Genomic DNA, 23,344 nt, shown 5'->3' on the forward strand with positions numbered 1-23,344 from the left:
AAGGAATCTTAAATATTAATTTATACCAATTCTAAATAAGATTTTTATCAAGATATTCTGATACAAGTTGTTACTTTTGTAAAAAGATTAGAAACGATGAACTTACAATCAATTTTCATATCACTTGCCTTCATGGTAGTCCTTGGTAGCTATACAAGTCATGCACAGTCACAAACTACTGATTCTGATAAAATTAAGCGATTTATAACAAAGAAACGAGACTATAATAAGAGAAAAGGTTTTGGATATCGGATTCAACTTTACAATGGAAGTGAGGATCTTTCAAAAGCAATTCGGACTCAATTTCAAGAAGAATTTCCTACCATTGAAACACACCTAATATACAATGCTCCAGAATGGAAAATACAGGTTGGAAATTACAAAACAACTTTGGAAGCCGACAAGGCGATGGTTGAAATTAATTTGAAATTCTCAGGGGCTATTGTCATTCCAATTGGCAAATAAAAACTCCTTTTTACAAACACAAAAAACGCCGCAAATTGCGGCGTTTTTTTATGATTATTATTGAATTATTATTATTTCAATTTCTTTTTTACTGCTACTTCTTTGTAGGCTTCAATAGTATCTCCTTCAACAATGTCGTTGTATCCTTTGATTTGAAGTCCACAATCGTATCCTTTAGCGACTTCTTTCACATCATCTTTAAAACGTTTCAATGAAGTTAAGAAGCCATCGTGTACAACGATTCCGTCTCTAATGATTCTAATTTTAGAATCTCTAAAGATTTTACCAGAGATGACCATACACCCAGCTATATTTCCAACTTTAGAAATCTTATAGACCTCTCTAATTTCTACATTACCACTTACTTCTTCTTTCATATCTGGAGACAACATGCCTTCCATCGCATCTTTCAAGTCACCAATGGCGTCATAAATAATCGAATAAGTTCTAATATCTACTTCTTCTCTGTCTGCAATAACTCTTGCGTTTCCTTGCGGACGAACGTTAAAACCAACAATAATTGCATCTGAAGCAGTTGCTAATAAGACATCACTTTCGGTAATGGCTCCAACTCCTTTGTGTAAAATATTTACTTGAATTTCTTCGGTAGATAATTTCTGGAACGAATCTGTTAAGGCTTCGACAGAACCGTCTACATCTCCTTTTAAGATAATGTTCAATTCTTTAAAGTCTCCTAATGCAATCCTACGTCCAATTTCATCTAACGTTAATGTTTTTTGAGTTCTAACAGATTGTTCACGTTGTAATTGAGAACGTTTGGAGGCAATTTGTTTTGCTTCACGTTCATCATCAAATACTTTAAATTTGTCTCCTGCTTGAGGGGCACCATCCAATCCTAAAATTGAAACTGGTGTTGACGGTCCAACTTCTTTTAAGTTGTTCCCTTTGTCATCAAACATTGCTCTCACTTTTCCACTGTGCTTTCCTGCTAAAAGATAATCTCCAATTTTCAAAGTTCCTGCTTGTACTAGGATAGTAGAAACATACCCTCGTCCTTTATCTAATAATGCTTCAACAACAGCACCAACTGCATTTTTTTTCGGATTTGCTTTTAATTCTAAAACTTCTGCTTCCAATAAGACTTTTTCTAACAATTCTGGAACTCCTTCTCCAGTTTTTGCTGAAATATCTTGCGACTGAATGCTCCCTCCCCAATCTTCAACTAATAAATTCATAGCTGCTAATTGTGTTTTCACATTGTCTGGATTGGCGTCTGGTTTGTCAATCTTGTTAATTGCAAAAATAATAGGCACTCCTGCTGCTTGGGCATGCGAAATGGCCTCTTTTGTCTGTGGCATTACATCATCGTCTGCTGCGGCAACAATAATTACTAAATCGGTTACTTGAGCACCACGAGCACGCATTGCGGTAAAGGCCTCGTGATTATGGTGTATCTAAAAATGCAATTTGTTGATCTCCTACGGCTACAGAATACGCTCCAATATGTTGTGTAATTCCTCCACTCTCTCCATCAATAACATTTGCTTTTCTAATATAGTCTAATAAAGATGTTTTTCCGTGATCTACATGTCCCATTACCGTAACAATTGGAGCACGTGTAATTAAATCTTCGGGCTTGTCTTCTACCTCTTCAATAGCTTCTTCAACCTCTGCACCTATGAACTCTACTTTATAGTTGAATTCTTCTGCAACAATTACCAAGGTTTCTGCATCTAGACGCTGATTCATGGTAACCATCATTCCTAGCATCATACAGGAAGAAATGATATTTGTTACTGGAACATCCATCATGATGGCAACCTCACTTACAGTAACAAATTCTGTTACTTTTAAGATCTTGTTATCTAACGATTGCGCCTCTAATTCTGCTTCGGTTTGCTCTCTGTGAGCATCTCTTTTATTTCTACGATATTTTGCACCCTTTCCTCGACTAGATTTTCCTTGAAGTTTTTCTAAGGTATCTCTAACTTGTTTTTGGATTTCTGCTTCTGTAGGCTCTTCTTTTTTGACTGGGGATGCTTGATTGGTTCCTCTTCTAAATGGGAGTTTTCCACTTCCACTTCTTGGAGGAAGTTTTCCGCTTCCACTTCTAGGGGTAGCTGCACCTGGAGTTACTGGCTTATTTATTCTTTTACGTTTCTTTCTAGGATCGTTAGAATTTGCAGGTCGTACCTCTGGCTTTTTCTTCTTTGGTTTTTCAAATTGTTTTAAGTCGATAATTTTCCCAGTCATTCTAGGTCCATCTAACTTTTTGTATTGTGTAACAATTGCTTCAGCATTTTCAGCATTTACCTCTTTTTCTTCGACTGGTTTTTGCTGATTTCCTTTTGGAGCGGTATTGACTACGGGAGCTCCTTTTTCTGAAGCTTCTTTGATCACATCTACTACATCTTTCTTCTCAACTGCTTTTACAACTTCTTCATCAACTGTCTTAGGCGCTTCAGGAACAACCTCAATTTCTTTTGGTGTTTCTGTTACAACTTTTGGTGTTTCTGCAATAGGTTGAACCTCCTCTTTCACGATGGTAGGGGGGCTGCTTTAACTTCAGTAGGTTTTTTGCCTGTTGGATTACTAATGTCTATTTTACCAACGGTTTTGAACTCTAATTTTTCTGCTCTGGCTTTTAAAACAACTTCTTCCTTCTTCTCTTCCTCAGCTCTTTTCTGCTCTAACTTTGCTTCATATTCTAAACGAATCGCTTCCTTCTCTTTTCGCTTTTCCTCGCCAACTTCTTTAGATGCAGCTTTTTTGCTTGCGTCAGTTTGAAAACCATCAAGCAAAACTTGATATACGTCTCCAGATATTTTAGTCGTAGGTCTTGCTTCAACGTCGTGTCCGTTTTTTGCTAGAAATTCTACGGCTCTATCTAGAGAAATATTTAATTCTCTTAAAACCTTATTAAGCCTCATTGTTTTGCCTTCAGACATATAATATTTTTTAACCTTTAATTCTGTAAAAATAAACCTTTTACTTTAATTCTAATTTTGGTTGACTATTCTTCGAATTCTTCTTTCAAAATTCGTTGAACATCGATAATAGTTTCTTCTTCTAAATCGGTTCTTTTTACCAATTCTGCAACACTCGCGTCCATTACTCCTCTTGCAGTATCCAAACCTATTTTTTTGAATTCAACAATGATCCAATCTTCTATTTCATCGGTAAATTCTGTCAACTCAACATCCTCTTCTTCCAAACCTTCTCTCTGGACGTCGATTTCATATCCTGTTAGCTCACTTGCCAAACGGATATTCACTCCACCTCTACCAATCGCCTTGGAAACTTCTTCTGGCTTCAAAAGTACGCTTACACGTCCTTTCTTTCCATTTTTTTCTTCTTCATACATTTCAATCTCCATTGAAGTCACTTTTGCAGGACTCAAGGCTCTTGAAATAAACAACTGTTCGTTTTTGGTAAAATTAATCACATCAATGTTTTCATTCCCCAACTCACGTACAATTCCGTGAATTCTTGATCCTTTTACACCGACACAGGCTCCTACTGGATCAATTCGATCATCATAAGAATCAACTGCTACTTTTGCTTTTTCATAAGAATTCTTGCTACACGTTCAACCGTAATTAAACCATCAAAAACTTCAGGAATTTCCTGTTCAAATAATTTATTTAAAAAATCAGGAGAGGTTCTAGATAAAATAATTGCGGGTTTGTTTCCTCGCAATTCTACCGTTTTAATCACTCCTCTTACTGAATCTCCTTTACGGAAAAAGTCGGAACGAATCTGTTCACTTTTTGGCAATACGATCTCGTTTCCATCGTCATCCAACAAGATGATCGCATTGTGGCGAATGTGGTGCACTTCTGCACTGTACAATTCTCCTTCTAAGTCTTTAAATTGCTTAAAGATATTGGTGCTGTCGTGTTCGTAAATTTTAGAAATTAAATTTTGGCGTAAGGCTAAAATCGCTCTTCTTCCTAAATCAATTAGTTTCACTTCTTCAGAAACATCTTCACCAATTTCAAAATCGGGTTCAATTTTTCTTGCTTCGGTTAGTTCTATTTCCTCATTGTCATCTTCAGAAAAACCGTCTGCGACAACAACTCGATTTCGCCAAATTTCTAAATCTCCTTTGTCTGGATTGATAATGATATCAAAGTTATCATCAGAACCAAACTTTCGTTTTAAGGCAGCTCTAAAAACTTCTTCTAAAATAGACATAAGAGTTACCCTGTCTATACTTTTGTTATCCTTAAATTCCGAAAACGAATCAATTAATGCTATATTTTCCATTACATTCTTTCTTAAAATACAATCTTCACTTTTGCTTCTTTAATATCTGTATACAGAATCGTTGCTGTTTTATCCACAGTCACTTTTCCTTTACCTATTGGCTTGGGTTCTCTTGCTTTCCACTCTAGAACAATCTCATTGTCTGTTGTTTTAACCAAAGTCCCTTCAAAATCCTCTTCTGCAGTCGTTACTTTTAAAATTCTATTGATATTTTTAACGTACTGTCTTTTTACTGTTATAGGGTGTGCAATATCTGGGGTTGAAACCTCTAAAGAAAAATCATAGACTTCTCTATCGATATTGTGCTCTATGTTTCTACTGATACGAATACATTCACTTAGCGGCACTCCATTGTCACCATCTACAACAATTTGAATCTTATTATTTGTTGAAATCTCAAAACTAATCAAATACAAAGATTCGTTGAGTGCTAGTGCTTCTTCTAATAAATCTTTTACCTTTTCGTTCATCTTAAAATATAAAAAGAGGGGACTTTTGGTCCCCTTCATTTTCTCAATTGTACTGATTTCGCTGCAAAGATACTAAATGTTTGCCAATTATCAAAAAGACTTGAATTCATTTATAGACAACTTCTTTATTTTCTGTATTCAATCTCTAGTTTTACTTGATGTTTCAAAGCATAGAGTAGACCGTCAGGTCTTTGCAATAGGAAAATTCCACAGGGAGGTTGATACTCATTCAATGAAAACCCCAAGGCAAAGTCTCGAGGAATTTTTTCGATTAGAATTCTCAAATATCCGAAACAAAAATGAAATCCAAAGGAGATGTTAGTGACACCTTGGTAAGTGAAAAAATTTTATTTTCATTTTATTATTATTTACCGCTTATTTTAAGGTAGTCATCATTAAAATCCAACACATCTGGACGCACTACCGGTCTTGTAAGGTCTTGTAAGCCCTTATAGGCGTAAGGGTCTTTTCCTGATACCATAAAGATGTCTCTAAAATCTATAATGTGGTTAGAGTTTCCGTCAAAATTCCAAGGTAACATGGATTCGGCACTGCTATAATGAGATACTAATGCCCTACGAAAACTATCTGTTGTTTTATTTTGAAGTGACATATGCAATAAATAGCCATGAAATATTATGGCACTCCCTTTTGTTACTTCTGCTTTTACAAAATCGTCTGGTGTATAATTTCCTATGTCTGCTACATCTACATCAGCAAATTCCTGATTGTTATTTTCTATCCGTCTTCTTATAAAACCTTCTTTATGCGACCCCGGAATTACCCACAGACATCCATTGTCTTGTTTAGCATCATCTAATGCCATCCATACACCTACTAACGATTGGTCTCTTGTTGGAATAAAATATTCATCCTGATGCCAAGATTGACCTTTTTTACCTGGGCCTTTCATGAACAGCATAGTTTGTAAGCACTTCATATTTGGACTTATTAATCCTGATAGAATTGCTGCTATTTTTTTATTTGCTGCATAGGCTTTTATTAATGGTGAAATTTTATGCGGAAAGTGGATGGCACTGTATTTTTTAAGCAGCTCTTTATCTGATAGACAATCTACATCATCTATCAAACCTTCTACATGTCCTCGTTCTCTTTTTACAATGCTTAATGTCTCTTTCTTTAATTCGTTTATTTCTTGTTGGTTAATGATGTTTGGCACGATCAAATAACCATAGGATTTATAAAAGGCTTTATTTTGTTGTGTCAGTTTCTTTGTTACAATAGATGCTTCCATGTGATGCTTCTGTAAAAGTGATTATAGTACTATGTCAATTGTATTTTCTTCATAGGTCAATAACTCCAGAAATTTTTTTGTTTCAATTTCTGCGCCTCCTTTTCTGTACTGATTGTCTTCATAAGTAAAGTTTATAGCCTTTCCATTGATATGAATTGTCTTTGGATGACAAGTTTCTTTTTTTAATGAAAAATTTAAGTTTAATGGATACCCTGAATACACTAATGATGCCGATAAGCCATCTAATGCTTTTGGAATCACAGGGTCAATGATGGTTTTTCCGAATTCGGTACGCAACCCTAACAAATGCCATACTACTAATCCCATATAAATTCCGGGACCGCTTGAATAAATTCGCCAACCTCCTTTCAACAGAGATTTGCCGTCTTTTAAATCCTCATATCGCTCATCGGCTTCGTAACGATTTTTAAAGACAACATCGGAACTACTGTAATAACAGTTAGACTGACGTAAATCTCCACAGGTAACAATTTCGTTGTAAGCAATTGGATTTGCCTGTCTAAGTGCTTTGATAAAGGCTTTTGCATTACCCATGATTGCTTGAGTTTGGGCATAACGCAAATGAGCATGCATATACATGATACCAATTTCTCGTCCAAAATAAGAGCTACTTTCAGCTCTTTGAAAAATGGTTTGTATACCTCCATTATATTTAGGTGGTCGATTCATTAATCTTGCTCCATCAGGTCCCTTTAAATGTATCTCAATTAAGTTTTGATGGAACATAGCTTGTTCTTTAGTAAAAATACCACTAATTATTCCCCTTATCATTGGTAATAAACGGTATTGAATATTGGTTTTAGAATCTGTTGGATGTAATAAGAGACTTATACTGTTATCATCTTCTAACAAACCATGTCCTGCTACTACATTATCTTTTATCAGGTATTTGTTAAAGTCTGACTTTATCTGTGCTGAGATATCTTTTAATCGGGTTGCCTTTTTTGTAGCTCCCAATACTTCATAAACATTTTGAAAGCTTGTAAATGCCTGATAGTTGAGTGCTACTGTCCAACTCGATATTAAACATTTTGCTAATGTTTTGCTTGCTGGTTGCATAGAATCGTTCCAATCGCCTCCTCCAAATGGCACTAAGGCTGTATTGTGTATAAATGATGCTATCAACATATCTATGAGGCGTTCTACATGCTTTAATAATGGTGTTTTTTCTGCTGCTGTTTCACCTTTTTCGTGGTAATATGGTAATTCTTCACTTAAAAAATTTATATCTCCTGTGGCTTTAATATAATTTGCTAAGGCTATAATACACCAATGATGAATATCTCCATGAGAACTCCCAGCTCTTATTTCTGAATAGCTATCAAACATCCACCATTGTGGCCATCCACCATCACTATTTTGATGTGAAAATATAATACGTAAAATTTCTTTTGCTTCATCATATTTTTCGGTGCATAATAACAATTCAAATGGACCTTGAGTAGTATCTCGCGTTCCCCATGCTGCACCATCAAACTGCTCTAAGCCATGTGGTGTCAAAAGATGCGTCAAAGCATTTATTCCATACCATGGTAAAATATCTTGAATAACACTGATATCCTTTTCATTACTAGTTAACTGTAGGTTAGATGATAGTTTTTTCCAATCTTTTTGTACATGAACACAATCTGAATTCCATTGTAAATCGGCATCATCAATCGTAACAAAATCACTACTTGTAACTACTTCACCTAAAAAACTCATACAAAAATGAGTAGCATTGTCAACCTTAAAATTTAGAAAAGAACCTCCATGGGCTTTGCCATCAAAATAAAGTGATTCACTTCCTAAAGTTTGATAACGTACTTGTTTCGATTGTATTTTTAGCCTAAATTGAGCATTAGGAAACTTGCTTACCAATAAGCTTTTTTTATTTGGTTTAGCGATAAACTCTTGATCTGATTCCAATGCAATAATTTTCCAATCAATTGACTCATCAAAATTATTGGTTATCAATAAATCTATTTTTTCTCCTTTAAGGACTTTAAAATCCATATTAACTTGTGGAGCTTCTTTTGATGTCCAAGTTCGAATCTGAAAACACGAATCTCCAATTTTATAAATCCACCTACAATGGTTTAAACCCATTTCAAATGCTGAAGGAATCCCTAATAAATAGGTTTTTCCCTTTAAGGTAACAAATATTCTTTGACCAGTTTCATTTTCTAGATTAAACTGACTTGTACTTAATGACAAAAAACGATTAAAATTGGTATTTCCCTGTGTAATATGTGAGTTGAATATCCCACAAGCATATGCTGTTGTAGACACAATATTTTCATCTGGTGTATAACCAGCTTTCGCTTGTAAAATATGTCCATGTGGTCTATCTACCAAGGTCTCTTTAACTTTTAACACCACATGACTGTTTTCTTTATAAAAAAATGATAATAACTGACTTTCTTTTTCTTCTACGTGTCTCTTTTCTTCACTGAAATAAGAATCTATTTCATTCGAATTTAAATCATTAACTGGTAAAAAAGAAGCCGAATTAAACTTATTGCCATGGACAATAAATGAGTTTCCTTCTCCCTTTGAAGATGGTTCTTCATTTAATTCTTCCATTAATTGTGGTAAACAATCTAAATCTTTACGACTAGTTGCTTCTGGATGATCACTAACATAACTAGCTATGAAAACACTCGTATGACTTTCTTCTGAAGCTAAAGTAAAAGGGGTTTCTTGCAACGCAACAATGCTCAATTCAGCAGAGCACTCTCCACCTAAATCATCTTTCATCAAACCTTCAGGCATCCCTTTTTCTCTGAACGTTTTTCCATAAAATTGCATCCCATCAGTACTTGCAGATGCTCCATTTTTAGAAGCTAATAGTAACCATGGCGTCTCTAAATCATCTTTAAAATTTTGACGACAACAAATGACCGGACCATAAACTTCATCCTTTAATATAAGTCGCTCTAAATACTGACTCACATAATATTCGTTAACCAATGCATCTGATATCTTCTTCAAACCAACATCTTGAACATTAATCAAATCCAATGTCACATCATTTTTTTTCGTGTTTTTTGTTGTTATAATCCATTGCCAACTTGTACTTTTTTGTGAGAGGATAAGTCTACAAGTGTAAATAACACCTTCCCATACACCTTGAACAAAAAAAGTATTGTTTTCAATTGTGAATTCATTTTTATCTTCTGCACCTAAAAGTGCTTTATATTTATAACCTTCTTTTGATTTTTTTCTAAGATAAATATTAGCTCCTGCTTTTGAAAACAGAGAAGCCTTTTTTAAGCTAATTCGAATGGGTGAGGCATCAATACTTTTTATCAATCCACTTTCTAAAAATTTAAATTCTAAACCTAAATTATTTTTAATTCTTAAATTAGTACTCTTATTCATTTTTGACTTTTTTCCTTACTGCTAATAAAAAACAGTAGGTACGTTATTATTATTTGTGACTATTACTGTGTTTTTATAAGATTAATATGCCTACTATGATAAGGAACATAAAAACCACTTTTTATTGGAGAAACAGCTTTAAAATTATTACTTCCATCTCCTAGAACAGAACCAATTCAAGCATCATAACGTGTGATTTCTACTCCTGCACCATTGTATATCTGGCTGTAATACAAGTGGTTTTTTGTGGCTGTTTCTTGTATCGTATTTTTAAAATCTAAAGTGATTTCCAATTCTCTTTCGGATTCATTTGTAACATCAAAGCTTTGTTGCCACTGCCCATATGAGCATTGAAGAAATTAGCAGGTACAAATTGAAATAAAACACAATTTTATCTTATTCATATATTTAATCTATTATTTCACCAATCTTGTGAACCGTTAATGCACGTTGTACAGTAGATACTATTTCAATAGTATTCTCCAATATTTCCGGGTTATCAATCTCCAATACGTAGACACCTTGTTTATCGATAAAGTCTGCAGTGGCAATTCTGTATAGATTAGAATTTGGAATGTTTTCAAGCTCACTGTCAATTTCCATGAGAACAACACCATTTTCTTTTTTAATTCTTCCCTTTAGTCTGCCCTTAGGTTTTGTAGAACTTTTTAAAGCAATATCGATTCCTCGCTCGGAATGGTTAAGCCCTATCGTTACGTTAGTTTTACCGTCTTTATTTGTGAATAACTCAGCTGGACAATGAAAAGCATTTGGCAAAATAAAATGTCCGTAGGGTTGCCAAACAGCTTCAAAACCTTCTAACTTAAAACAATATGCGTATTTCAAGTTATCAGACCTTACTCCTGTCAAATCCAATGATATTGTTTGGTTTTCGTTTATGGTATAAGGTATATCACCATATCCCAATAGTTGGACTTTCCCTTTATCTTTTCCAGTAATTTGAATCGCATTCAAATCAACCTTTTCATTTGCTGGCCAATCCATAATAAAAGCATATACCTTCTTGAAATCTTTGCTGCGGGTATACCTAATTTCTCGCTCAGTGTAGTCTTCTTCATAGTGCATCTCAGTATTGACTGCTTTATTAAATCCTGTTGATGCTGATTTAATTCCTTCTCCATAATTGTACCATGGCCGAGTTCCAAAGATACCTTCTCCATTAATGAGATTCCACTCACCAATTTCCTTTAGAATTTTCACAAGCGGTTTAGGGATTTCACCATCTGCATCAGGGCCTACATTTAAAAGGAAAACCCCATTTTTAGAAACAATATCTACCAATCTGTCAATGATCTTATTAGTAGGTTCAAATTGGGCGCCACGTGAATGAAACCAAGACCCTGGTGAATTATCTGTAAGCCAAACATGATTAGCAACAAATGCAATTCCCCCTCTCTCTAAATCCAAAGTTGAATATTGATGTTCAGGGATTGATTCCCTAACTTTTTGAGCCACTGTGGATTCTTGCCCATTCTCTCTTGCATGCTTATAATAACCATTGTACATCTTTAGTTTGATGTCTTCATCATGCCAACCCAACCCAAAATCAAAATAAATTAAATCTGGATCATACTTACCGGTAAACTCCAAAACCTTATCTACGAAATCTGTTTGAACCTCACGGGGAATACTTCTCCATACATCAGGATTTTCTTGTTCACTAGGACCTGAGTAAAAATTATCCGGGCGCTTTGGACCATACAAATCTGGCTCTTGAGCTACAATATTCCTTGGCACGCTTTCATAAAACCGATAGCTGAATCCGTGATGAAAAGAGGCCATGAATTTCATGTCATTTCCTAGAATCGCCTTTCTCAATTCTCCAGAAATGTCTCTTTTAGGGCCAATTTCAACCGAGTTCCATGGGGATAATTTAGAGTCCCACATTAAAAAATTATCATGATGCACTGCCACGGGACCAGCAAATTTAGCTCCTGACTCCGCAAACAAATCAGCCCAAGCATTAGCATCGAACTTAGCTCCTCTGAATTGTTTTAGTAACTCATGATAAGGAACTTCATTTTGATTACCAAAATACTCACGATGGTACTGATAGGCTGGATCATTTTCGAAATTCATCTGACGGGCATACCACCCATAGGCATAACCATCATTAAATTGGTTTCCATAAGTACTTCCTCCCCAATGGGTATAAATACCATATTTTGCATCTGCCAACCAAGTTGGTGTTGTGTAATTTTCTGCTATGCTTTCGTGAGAAATTACAGGTGTATTGCTTTTTTTTGTTTTTTTAGTACATGCAAAAGCAAATAATATTATTATTAAAAATTTTAGTTTCTTCATGATTACGATGTTTAAAAAAATAATTATTTTATAGAGAACCCTGCTGTTTTATTCAATTTTTTAATATTTATCCAACGTCTAAAAGTATTTTTATGCTTTCTTCAGGAACTTTACCATTGCCATCTGGTCCGATATTTAATAAAAGGTTTCCTGCTTTTTTTGCAGTCTCTACAATAAAGTTTGCATCAAAATCTTTAGGACTGAATGTATGGGTTAGCATAGCGTATTCTTGTGGTGTAATATCTGCGGATGCTTGTATCCATTCAGCATACCCTTCTTCTATTTGCTCTCCTTTCCAAACTCCTCCTAGTTGTGCAGAAAGACCAAAACAAATAAGCATTCCATATTTGGCTTTACCAACCCATTCTATCCTAGCATTAAATTCATCTTGAGACTCATTAATAAAATCTTTATTTTCTTGCACATTTGCCAATAAACTTATCATTAACACAAAAGTTGTAGTTATTTTTCTCATTACTTTTAACTTTATTTATTTTTAATATGAATAGCCGCTCCACCACCTTTAACTAATTGGATTTTTAGATGCGTTTTTGAATTCACACGAACTCTTTTTATTTCGTATGCTGTTGGGTTGGTTTCGTAATGTGCATTTTCTCCATCTTGGTAAATGATGGCTTCATATTCTAAACCTTCTTCTAAAAAATCTAAAGTGATTTCCAATTCTCTTTCGGATTCATTTGTAAGACTGCCTATAAACCAATCTTCCGAATTTTTATCTTTTCTAGCTATGGTTACATATTTACCTATTTCAGCATTCAATACTTTGGTGTCATCCCAATCTACTGGAACATCTTTTATGAATTGAAAAGCGTCTAAATGCTCTTGGTAATGCTCTGGTAAATCGGCTGCCATTTGTATAGGGCTATACAACACGACATACAATGCCAGTTGATGTGCAAGGGTAGTTCTTACAGTATTATCCTTTCGATATTCATCAAATTTTAAGTTGAATATCCCGGGTGTATAGTCTATTGGTCCTGCAAGTATTCTTGTAAAAGGTAAAGTTACCGTATGCTCTGGTGGATTTCCTTCGCTCCAAGCGTTAAATTCTTGCCCACGCACACCTTCTCGCGTCATCATATTGGGCTAGGTTCTACTCAACCCTGTTGGTTTGATAGGCTCATGAACTATAAGCATTATTTTATGCTTGGCTGCTGATTCTACCATTTTCTGATAAAAGTTTACCATCCATTGTCCATGATGGTGTTCTCCTTTTGGTATTATGTTACCTACAAAGCCCACTTTTAAGTAGTTTATACCATGTGCTTTTAAATATGCCATAGCAGCATCCATGTGCTTTTCATAATTCAACACATGAGCTCCGGTTTCATGGTAGCCAACTAATTCTACTCCTTTTTCTTTGGCATAGGCTACTACTTTTTTTAAATCGTAATCTGCTGTTGGGGTTTGAAAATTAGGCAGCTCTTTACTTTTACCCACAAAATATTCAATGCCTTTATTCCAGCCTTCTATCAAAAGTCCTTTAATGCCATGTTCTGAGGCAAAATCGATATATGCCATAGCATTTTCTGTGGTTGCTCCATGGTTTGGTCCGGGCTCAAAAGTGTACTTTCCTATGTGTATGCCCCACCAAATACCCATATATTTTGTGGGTTGAATCCAATCAGTATTCTTTATTTTATTAGGCGCATTCAAATTTAGAACCATCGATGATTCAACCAACTCTCCTAGTGTATCTGCTATTTGAATGGTTCGCCATGGTGTTTGAAATGATGATGGCAATGTTGCTTTTGTGCCATCTGAAGCTGGCACTAAATCACAGTTAAAGCCATATTTACTGTCGTTCAATTCCAAAGTCATTGATGGATAATTCACTAATGCAGCCTCGTGTATACTTATATAATTACCAGCATCTGTTTTCATAGTTAATGGCGTATGGACTGCTTTTTGGTTTTCTATGCCTTTTACCAAAAAATAATTGAGCTGCTCATCTGTAACTTGAATATCACTTATTTTTGAATTAACTGTTGGATGTTCGTAGCTGTTATAGTTGGCAGGTATCCATAAGGTTTCATGATCTCCTGTTAAGTTGAATTCTGTTTTTTCATCTAAAACAACTACTTCTTCTAAACCTTCTTGCTTAGGAAATTCATATCTGAATGCTATTCCGTCATTAAATACACAGAAGATGATATTGAGTTTTAACTTCCTATTCGTTTTTTGCTGCAAACATACCTGTATCTCATTATAATTACTTACAACTTCTTTGTACTGTCCCCAAACCGGAAACCAGGTTTCATTTGAACTTGTTTGTTTTACTTCTATTATTTCAAAGTTGTTGTTTAATGAATCCTTTTCTAGTATAAGGCCTAATTTTGATGGTTTTATAATATCTTTATTATTCTTAATAATATTGTATTGTGGTACTCCTTTATCAATTCTAAACTGAACAGAAACTTGACCTTCTGGAGCACTCACAAAATACTCTTGAGGCATTTCGCAAGCATTTGAAATTACCAGCATTACCGTTAAATAAATTTTTATATATATTCTACTCATTCTTGAATAAACTATTTGACATTTTTTTAATATCTGGATGGGACATAAAAAGGTTCCAAAGCAATCCTGTTCTATGATTTTCTATCATTACCACTATAGGTGCTTGGTTAAGCCCCATATAAATTTCTGAAACCCAGTTTTCCGTCTCATTATAAGCATCTTTAAAACCATAAATACCCCAAAGATTTTTTCCTTTATTGTAATAAAAATGTTTTAGTGCTTTCATGGACTCTTTAGGTGTATAAGGCATTGCCCCAAGTGCGGCTGTAGGGGTTATGGTTCCATTATCATTTTTTTGCGATGGGTCATGCGCCAAATATCCTTTGTAATTATCACTTGCTGTTAAACCCATAGGCATCTTCTCCGTATCCTTTATACCCTTTTGGATTATCTACGCAGTAGGCCCTGTTTATTAATGCTAACTTTCTATTATTTTCAAAGTAGTTTGTGTATTTATCTGTTTTGTCTCTTGGGTCAAACCCCATAAAAGAGTAGTGGGTAAAAAACAAAGGACCTCCTGACCCGACACCAACATCCAGACGAATATCATAATAGGTGTTTCCATTTTCATAATGGTCTCCATGACTGGTTTTACCCCAGTCTTGCCGATACTTTATTGCTACATCACTTTGTCCTGCCCACCCAGTATGATACATACTTTCTGGTACTGCATGTGTTGGTGAAGCTATGGCCAACAAATAAGTAATCATAGTCTCATTCCAACCCACAAGCGGGTGATTGATTGCCCATTCATAATCAGGAGACCAATGCCAATAAAGAAAATCACTTGTGGGCTCTTTTCGATACCAATCCCATTCTATACTTTCCCATAGTTTGGTAATTTGTGAACGTATACTTTTTTCCTTTTTGTTGTTTCTGTCAAAATATTGCCTAACAGTTAATAAGCCCTGCATTAAAAAAGAGGTTTCTACCAAATCACCACCATTTTCTTTAGGTCCAAAAAGTGCAATCGTTTTTCCTGTAGCATCATCTAAAAAATGAGGCCAAACCCCATGAAAGCGATCAGACTTTTCAAGAAAGTTTAAAATCTGAATAATTCGCTCTCTACCTTCTTCTCTAGAAATAAAATTACGTTCAATCCCGACTAGTAATGCCATAATTCCAAATCCTGATGCTCCGGAAGCAATCAAATTATTTCTCCCTGGGATGTTTTCTCTTGCCAAACCCGAATTGGAATTTGCACTTTCCCAATAATATAAAAACCCTGCTTCTTGAACCATTGTTAATAATTCTTCTTCTGACAACTCCCTAGTCGATGCAGTAACCGAATTAGAAATCTCTGACTCTTTTTGATTGTAGTCTACGGCTGTTATTCGGTAATAAAATGGGGCTCTGTCTAATCCGACATAATCACTATACCTATTAAATTCTGGTCTTTGTATACCAATATCTTTAAACTTTTTCCCGTCTTTTGACCGATAAATTTTATAATACTTGACTAATCCATCAACAGATTCCCATGTAATATCTATATGACGATCATAACTACGTGCTTTTAAATTACTCGGTGCTTCTAATTGCTTAGATGAATTTCCATTGATAACAACAATATCATCAATGTAAATAATATGGTCTTCATTATCATCAATGCCTTGTGAAAAGGTAATTGTATTCATTAGGGAATGGTCAAAATCAAAATCATATGTGGGTTGTGCCATTTCTGGGTCGTAAACAAAACGATTGAATGGAATTTTTATGTGTATCCACTTACCTTCTTGAAGTACTTTGTCATCTATTAAATCTCTAAATGCAACAGTGGGTGTCCTCCCACCTTTACGGTTTTTCAATGACAAATCCGGAAGCTTATCAACTGAAATTTTCTTTTTTGAGAAACACCAAAAGGATAGTGTATCACCAATATAATTAGCTTGCCCTCTCCATCTCTTTTTATTTATCGATACATTCCAGTTTCCTCCTGGACCTGATTTCCATTGTAATTTTAAACTGTTAGGTGCACTTAAAAAGGTGATACTATCTGTTAGTAGTTTAGTATCTATAAATTTTAGACTACTTGGTTTGGAGTACTCTCCATAACTATAATGGTAGTTACTACCATGCTTAGCATTGTCAAAAAACATATGCTCATCATAAGAGTCTTGCGCATTGATGGTATTAGTTGTTACTAACAACATAAAGAAAACCAATACTATTTTTTTATGATTTTTATAATTGCTCATTAGTATACTTTCTATTTAAGTTTTAGCTTGGTTTCTTTTTTCTAATGCTTCTTTTATTTCTAGGCATCGCTCTTCTGTTAAGGTATAGCTCAGCGTAAATAGGATGGAGATTATACATAATACTAATGGCAAGCCTATTTCTACGGCTCTCATCATAAAAAGTGTATAGGGCGACTGTAGTATTAATACTGGTATACGATCTTTAATTTCTACAAGCTTTTTATCAAAAACATTTAGGTTATCAGTATTTTTCAAATCTGTAAGACCTATGTTAATACTAGTTATACTATGAATAAGCTTTTGATAATGTTCCTCACTTTTTGTGTTTTCTAATAATTTAGATTTTAAGTGTAACAAGAGTTGTTCGCCACTATTTCGGGCTTTTATTAAATCTACTTCTGTTAAAGTTAGGTTTAGCCTTTTAACTATATCTTCTAATTCTGAAGATTGATTGTGAAGATTTGGGTTATCTAAACGACTTTGAAATACTTCAAGTTTTTGATTTGTTGTTATTATTTGTGATAAATAGTTTTTTAAACCTTCTTGCTCTGATACTGAATTGATTTCACTATTAGAAATCTCATTTTCTAATTGCTTTTTATATTCAGTTGCTTTTTCTAATGCTACTACATTGAAGGCTTTTATGCTTTCTACTAATTGTGCTGGTGTGTCTTCTAAATTTTCTAAATTAGTTTTCCAGGCCTCCCTTTTATCTTGTATTTCATTGATAGTACCTTGTAGTTGGTCCACACTAGTTACCTGACTTTCATCAAATTGAGTAAACACAATTAATACTCCAGCTACAAAGCTTGCTAAAGCGGTTCCCATTTTAATAAACCACCAAAAAATAGAATAATAACTTCCTTCTGATCGACGACCCGTTTTTAAATCGTCTTCATCACATATATCACCTACCATTGATGAACCTAATGTGAAGAAAAAAAGCATTCCTGCTGAAAGCAGTATAGTTGGAATCACAACTAAATATGGATACTCTTGATTATAACATACAATTTTTGAAAGCTGAGCCAAACACATTAGTCCAATCGCAATCAATAATGTTTTACGCTTTCCTACTTTTGGGCTCAACCAATTTAATGGAAATACAGCAAGAAGCCCAGTAATAGCCCAAACCGTTCCGTTTACACCTAAGAGAGTTGAAGCAGCTACTTTATCTCCTTCAAAAACGTAAAAAATAGGAATATAATAGCCTAATAAATTAACAAAATTAAAGCCCATGGCCAATGTGAAAATTATTATAACTAACCTAAGAAATGTTTTATTTTTAAAAGTATGTTTAACGTCACTCCAAAAAGCTGTTTTTTTCTGTTTTGAAGCAGCTTTAAAGTAAGGTTCTTTTACCTTAAAAAACCACCAAAAAGAAAGCGGAATCAATATTGCGGCGACCATTATGGAAACATACTTCATTCCATCTGCTTCATTACCTCCAGCGCCTTTGAAATATTCCATATTTGCCAAAGCAAAAAGCCATGGTGTGCTCATAGCAAAAAGATTTCCAAGAAAACTTTTTGCACTAAATAACCTAGTGCGTTCGTGAGAATCCGTGGTCATTTCCATTCCCAATGCACCATGTGGAATTTCAAAAATTGTACATGCAGTAAAGAAAATTAGCAACCAAAATAAAATATAAAACAATTGAAACCATTGAAATCCAGACTCTGTTGGGAATAAACTATGAATCCATTCTCCATCCGGTATCCACCACATAAGCACAAAACTAACGGCTACTGCAATGCCTCCAACAAGTAGAAATGGTCGGCGTCTACCCCAGCGGCTTCTGAAGTTATCAGAAAAATGACCAACTATAGGATCGGAAATAGCATCCCAAAGTCTAGGAATAATTAAAATAACTCCTAACCAAAGTGCACTTAAACCTAAGCTAATATTCCCTATTAGCCCAATTAGTTGCCCTGCAATATTAAACAAAGCTATTGGAATAATACCTCCAAAACCATAAGATACTAACTGTAAGAATGGTATACGATTTTTTTGTCTTACAACACTTTTTACGTCATTTACTTGACTACCCATAATAACTTTGTGTTTTGTTTTTAATATTATTAATTACTTGATAATTATTGGCTAATCTTTAATTTTTTAAAAGAAAAAAGGAGAGAATATAATATGCTCTCCTTTTTAAATCAAACTACTAAAATCAAACTAATTTAAATTATACATTCTTAATTATAAATTCTTTTCCTTCTATATCAAGGCGCTTCAAATCTAATATCATCTATAAAATAATCATCTGTAGCGGTACCATTAGTTTCCCCTGCATTAAAGAATAATACTAATTTTGTGTTTCCAGCACCTGCTGAACTACTAAAATCAAAAGCATATTCAACCCATTTATCAACAACTGTAATATTAGCCCGAATCTCTTGTGCTGTACCCCCTTCTATTTTAGCTAGAATTGGAACTGTTTTAGTTGACAATACTTTAAATTTAAGTTGATTTTTAGTTGATAAATCAATAGGTGCTCCAAAATCTATAAGCAAATTATCCCATGGATTAGTTCCATCATCTGTATATTTCCCTACGTTAGAACTTCTATTTTCACAACTTGCATTAGGGTTTGTAACTATAGGTATCGTATTCACTCCATCAAAGTTTTGTTGACAATCAAAATCGTTAACAATACTTAAATCTTGAGTAACACCAGCACAGTTTTCTACAATAGCACTACAATCCATTGGTGAAAACTTGAAATCGTCTATGTAATACTTGTCAGTAGCAGTACCATCAGTTTGCCCTCCATTAAAGAATAAAACTACTTTTGTATTACCATTTCCTGCAGCAGCGCTAAAATCAAATGTGTAGTTCTTCCAATCTCCAGTTACATCAATTGTTCCCCAGATTTCCATAACTGTTCCACCTTCTAGTTTTGCTAAAATTGGCACTGATTTATCAGAAAGCACTTTGATATTTAATTGATTATTTGAAGATAAATCAATTTCTGCTCCAAAGTCAACAAGAAGGTTATCCCATGCATTTGTTCCATCATCTGTAAATTCACCTACAAAATCACTTGTATTCTCCCCACTTTTATTTGGGTTTGCTACAACGGGTGCACTATCGTTTTGGAAAGTATAATTTTGTTGGCATTCAAAATCACTAATAATACTTAAATCTGCTGGGATACCAATACATGGGTCTACCCAAGGAGCAAATTTTAAATCATCTATATAATAAACATCTTCAGTTGCACCATCGCTTTTTCCTCCGTTAAAGAAAAGTACTACTTTTGTATTACCATTTCCAGCAGCAGCTCTAAAGTCAAAAGTATATTCAACCCATTTATCCGTTTGATCTATACTTCCCCAAATTTCCATAGCTGTACCACCTTCTAACTTAGCTAATAATGGAACTGTTTTACTTGAATGTATTTTTACTTTTAATTGAGAATTGGTAGATAAATCAATTTCTTCTTCAAAATCAATTAATAAATTATCCCATGCATTTGTTCCATCATCTGTATATTTCCCTACAAATTCACTTTCATTAATTCCACTTTTATCTGGATTATCTACAACAGGAGCAGAAGTTTCTTTCGTTTTATCTCCTAAAAATCTATTTTGTTGACATTGGAAATCACTAATAATACTCAAGTCTGCTGTTACGCCTTCACAAGGGTCAATAGATTTATCCCAAAATAAATCATCGATAAAATATTCATCTGTACCACTGCTTTCAACTCCTGCATTAAAGAAGATTACTAATTTAGTATGGTTCTCAGTTGCTTCGCTACTAAAATTAAATTCATATTCTGTCCAACCACTATCTAACTCAATAGTATTATCTTTTTCTATTGGGGTAGATGTACCACCTTCTAACTTTACTTTTAGTATTCCTGAAACTTCAGTTCTAACCTTCATTTTAAAAACACCATGTGTAGATAAATCAATAGGAGAACCATAGTCTATGACCAATGCATCCCATGCATCTGGTCCATCAATTGTTTTACCAACAAACTTACTTTTATTAACTCCAGACTCACTAGGATTCCTTACAGTTTCAACTCCTGTCAATTCTACATTAGCCTGACATTGAAAATCAGTAAGAATATTTGTATCCTTTACAACATTTGGGTCATCACAAGATTGGTATACTATTGTTGGGTATTCTGTTAGCTCTTCTTCACAAGAAAAAGTTAACAAAACAATAGCTGAAAGCATTAGTATACTTCGAAAAATTTTGATTGTCTTCATAAGATTTATTAAATTTAAGTTGTTAATTATTCTTTTTTTACAGTTTTTATTTTTTAGTTAAAATTTTTTGTAATAAAATTTGTTGGTAAATTCGTGATTCGAATGTCCAGCAATAAATAACTGAAATTCTCCTTCATCGATAATAAACTCACCTCTATTGTTATGGAATTTTAATAGTTTATCAGTAATAACAAATTCTACTTTTTTTGTTTCCCCTTTTTTAAGAAATACCTTTTTAAATCCTTTAAGTTCTTTAATTGGTCTGGTAATACTTCCCACAACATCTTTAATGTATAATTGTACAATTTCTTCGCCATCATAATCTCCAGTATTAGTTACGGATACTGATATTTTTATTGGTGTTTCTGAGGTGAGTGTATGAGTATCTAGCTTAACATCACTATACTCAAAGGTTGTATAACTTAGCCCATATCCGAACGGATATAGTGGACTGTTATCTACATCTAAATATTTTGAGGTATACCTTGGATCAGCATTTTCTATATCTTTAGGTCTTCCAGTATTTTTTTGATTATAAAAAATTGGAATTTGCCCTACATTTCTAGGAAACGATACCGTTAGTTTTGCTGACGGGTTGTAATCGGCATATAATATGTCAGCTATGGCGTGACCTCCTCCTGTACCAGGGAACCAAGCTTCTACCATGGCATCTACTGTAGTACTTTCCCAAGACAGGTCTAATGGTCTTCCATTCATTAAAACCAATACTATTGGTTTTAATGTTTTTTTAATTTCTGCTATCAACTCCTGTTGGTGTCCTTAGCAATTTAATGTTGGTTCTACTTGCCGCTTCCCCACTCATATGAGCTGCTTCTCCTATAACCATAACCACAACATCTGAGTCTTCTGCTATTGCTATAGCCTCTTTAAACCCTGATGTGTCTCCACCAATAATTTCGCAGCCTTTTGCATATTTGTAATCTATAGCTCTGGTATCTAACGCTTCTTTTACACTTATTATGGCATCTGTGTTTTTATGTCCATGTGCCGCCCAACTCCCAAGAATATGTGATTGGTCATCTGCTAAAGGACCAATAAGAGCTACTTTTTTAGTATTACTTATTGGTAAAATCCCATCATCATTTTTAAGAAGTACTATTGACTTTCTGGCTGCTTCTCTTGCTAATTCAAGATGTGTCTCATTAAGAACAAGATTCTTTTCTTTAACTTCATCGCAGTATCTATAAGGATCATCAAATAACCCTATTTTAAATTTCATTCTAAGTATATCTCTTACTGCTTCATCTAATCGCTCTATAGAAATTTTTCCTTCTTCTATGGATTGCTTCATGTAGTTTTTATACACACCTCCTTGCATATCCATATCTGAACCTGCATTCATAGCTAACTCTCCCGCATGTTTCAAATCTTTTGCATAGCCATGATGTATCATTTCGTTAATAGATGTATAATCTGTAACCACAAAACCATTGAAATCCCATTCTTTTCTTAAGATATCATCAAAAAGAAATTTATTTCCTGTTGCTGGAACTCCGTTTAGTTCGTTGAAAGCCGTCATAAACGTAGAGACTCCTTCATCTAATGCTGCTTTAAATGGTGGTAAGTATACATTGTGCAACATAACCTCTGACATGTCTACTGTATGATAGTCTCTTCCAGACTGTGCAGCTCCATAAGCTACAAAATGTTTTGCACAGGCTAGTACTGTATTGTTATCTGCTAGATCGCCTTGAAAACCTCTTACTCTTACTCTAGCTATTTCACTTGCCAAATAGGTGTCCTCTCCTGCGCCTTCAGAAATTCTCCCCCAACGTGCATCTCTAGAAATATCAACCATAGGAGCAAAGGTCCAGTGCAACCCTACTGCTGTGCATTCTATTGCTGCAGTTCTTGCAGTTTGCTCCATTAAGTCTAAATCCCAACTGCATGATTCTGCCAATGGTATTGGGAAAATAGTTTTGTAACCATGAATAACATCGTAACCAAATAATAATGGAATACCTAAACGGGTTTCTTCAACTGCTATTTTTTGAAGTTTTCGTGTATATGCGGCTCCTGTTGCATTAAAAATTGCACCAACATATCCCTCTCTTATATAATTTTTATAATTCTTATCCAAAACAGGACCTGTGATGTCCATACTACTAGAATACATCACTGTTTGCCCTATTTTTTCCTCTAAGGTCATTTTTGACATTAAGGCATCAATTTTTGATTCCATCTCAAAATTTGGATCAAGTTTAGCTTCCTTTATTTCATTATTAT

At 34.4% G+C, this 23,344-nt stretch carries 13 protein-coding genes and 3 pseudogenes; 1 reads left to right on the plus strand and 15 read right to left on the minus strand.

Annotation, left to right across the window (positions count from 1 at the left end; translation table 11 throughout):
* Positions 1-96: 96 nt before the first annotated feature.
* Entirely contained in the window at positions 97-465 is a 369-nt protein-coding gene (locus tag RRF69_RS03585; protein WP_316940600.1) for an SPOR domain-containing protein, read from the plus strand.
* Between the two features lie 71 nt (positions 466-536).
* Here RRF69_RS03585 and infB read toward each other — a convergent pair.
* From infB to RRF69_RS03660, 15 genes and pseudogenes are all read right to left on the minus strand, one after another.
* Positions 537-3,374: pseudogene (infB, locus tag RRF69_RS03590) on the minus strand (translation initiation factor IF-2).
* Between the two features lie 65 nt (positions 3,375-3,439).
* Positions 3,440-4,695: pseudogene (gene nusA / locus RRF69_RS03595) on the minus strand (transcription termination factor NusA).
* 11 nt (positions 4,696-4,706) lie between these two features.
* The gene (gene rimP / locus RRF69_RS03600) at positions 4,707-5,165 is read right to left on the minus strand and encodes a ribosome assembly cofactor RimP (RefSeq protein WP_316940601.1); all 459 of its coding nucleotides are present in this window, start codon (positions 5,163-5,165) and stop codon (positions 4,707-4,709) included.
* A gap of 364 nt (positions 5,166-5,529) precedes the next feature.
* Positions 5,530-6,420, minus strand: a complete 891-nt coding sequence (locus RRF69_RS03605) for a phytanoyl-CoA dioxygenase family protein (protein ID WP_316940602.1) — start codon at positions 6,418-6,420, stop codon at positions 5,530-5,532.
* Between the two features lie 21 nt (positions 6,421-6,441).
* Complete coding sequence (locus RRF69_RS03610; RefSeq protein WP_316940603.1) at positions 6,442-9,804, minus strand: GH36-type glycosyl hydrolase domain-containing protein; 3,363 nt, start codon at positions 9,802-9,804, stop codon at positions 6,442-6,444.
* Between the two features lie 408 nt (positions 9,805-10,212).
* The gene (locus RRF69_RS03615; RefSeq protein WP_316940604.1) at positions 10,213-12,129 is read right to left on the minus strand and encodes an alpha-L-fucosidase; all 1,917 of its coding nucleotides are present in this window, start codon (positions 12,127-12,129) and stop codon (positions 10,213-10,215) included.
* A gap of 67 nt (positions 12,130-12,196) precedes the next feature.
* Positions 12,197-12,604: an alpha-L-fucosidase gene (locus RRF69_RS03620; RefSeq protein WP_316940605.1), complete on the minus strand. Its 408-nt coding sequence runs from the start codon at positions 12,602-12,604 to the stop codon at positions 12,197-12,199.
* Between the two features lie 11 nt (positions 12,605-12,615).
* The gene (locus RRF69_RS03625; protein ID WP_316941104.1) at positions 12,616-13,002 is read right to left on the minus strand and encodes a glycoside hydrolase family 97 C-terminal domain-containing protein; all 387 of its coding nucleotides are present in this window, start codon (positions 13,000-13,002) and stop codon (positions 12,616-12,618) included.
* Positions 12,994-14,670 (minus strand): annotated as a pseudogene (locus RRF69_RS03630) (glycoside hydrolase family 97 catalytic domain-containing protein); the annotation flags it as partial. The gene RRF69_RS03625 and the pseudogene RRF69_RS03630, both read right to left, overlap by 9 nt.
* Positions 14,663-15,022, minus strand: coding sequence for a glucoamylase family protein (locus RRF69_RS03635; protein ID WP_316940606.1), 360 nt, complete (start codon positions 15,020-15,022; stop codon positions 14,663-14,665). The pseudogene RRF69_RS03630 and the gene RRF69_RS03635, both read right to left, overlap by 8 nt.
* Positions 15,003-16,868, minus strand: coding sequence for a glucoamylase family protein (locus RRF69_RS03640; RefSeq protein ID WP_316940607.1), 1,866 nt, complete (start codon positions 16,866-16,868; stop codon positions 15,003-15,005). Before RRF69_RS03640 ends, RRF69_RS03635 begins: the two co-directional genes overlap by 20 nt.
* 15 nt (positions 16,869-16,883) lie before the next feature.
* Positions 16,884-18,920, minus strand: a complete 2,037-nt coding sequence (locus RRF69_RS03645; protein WP_316940608.1) for an MFS transporter — start codon at positions 18,918-18,920, stop codon at positions 16,884-16,886.
* Between the two features lie 176 nt (positions 18,921-19,096).
* A complete protein-coding gene (locus RRF69_RS03650) occupies positions 19,097-21,097 on the minus strand; it encodes a hypothetical protein (RefSeq protein ID WP_316940609.1) in 2,001 nt (666 codons plus the stop codon).
* Positions 21,098-21,154: 57 nt separating this feature from the next.
* Positions 21,155-21,862, minus strand: a complete 708-nt coding sequence (locus RRF69_RS03655) for a glycoside hydrolase family 3 C-terminal domain-containing protein (protein WP_316940610.1) — start codon at positions 21,860-21,862, stop codon at positions 21,155-21,157.
* Entirely contained in the window at positions 21,846-23,300 is a 1,455-nt protein-coding gene (locus RRF69_RS03660; protein WP_316940611.1) for a glycoside hydrolase family 3 N-terminal domain-containing protein, read from the minus strand. Before RRF69_RS03660 ends, RRF69_RS03655 begins: the two co-directional genes overlap by 17 nt.
* Between the last annotated feature and the right edge of the window lie 44 nt (positions 23,301-23,344).

Origin of the sequence: Polaribacter sp. HL-MS24 (genome assembly GCF_032758595.1) — a bacterium.
Lineage (GTDB): Bacteria > Bacteroidota > Bacteroidia > Flavobacteriales > Flavobacteriaceae > Polaribacter.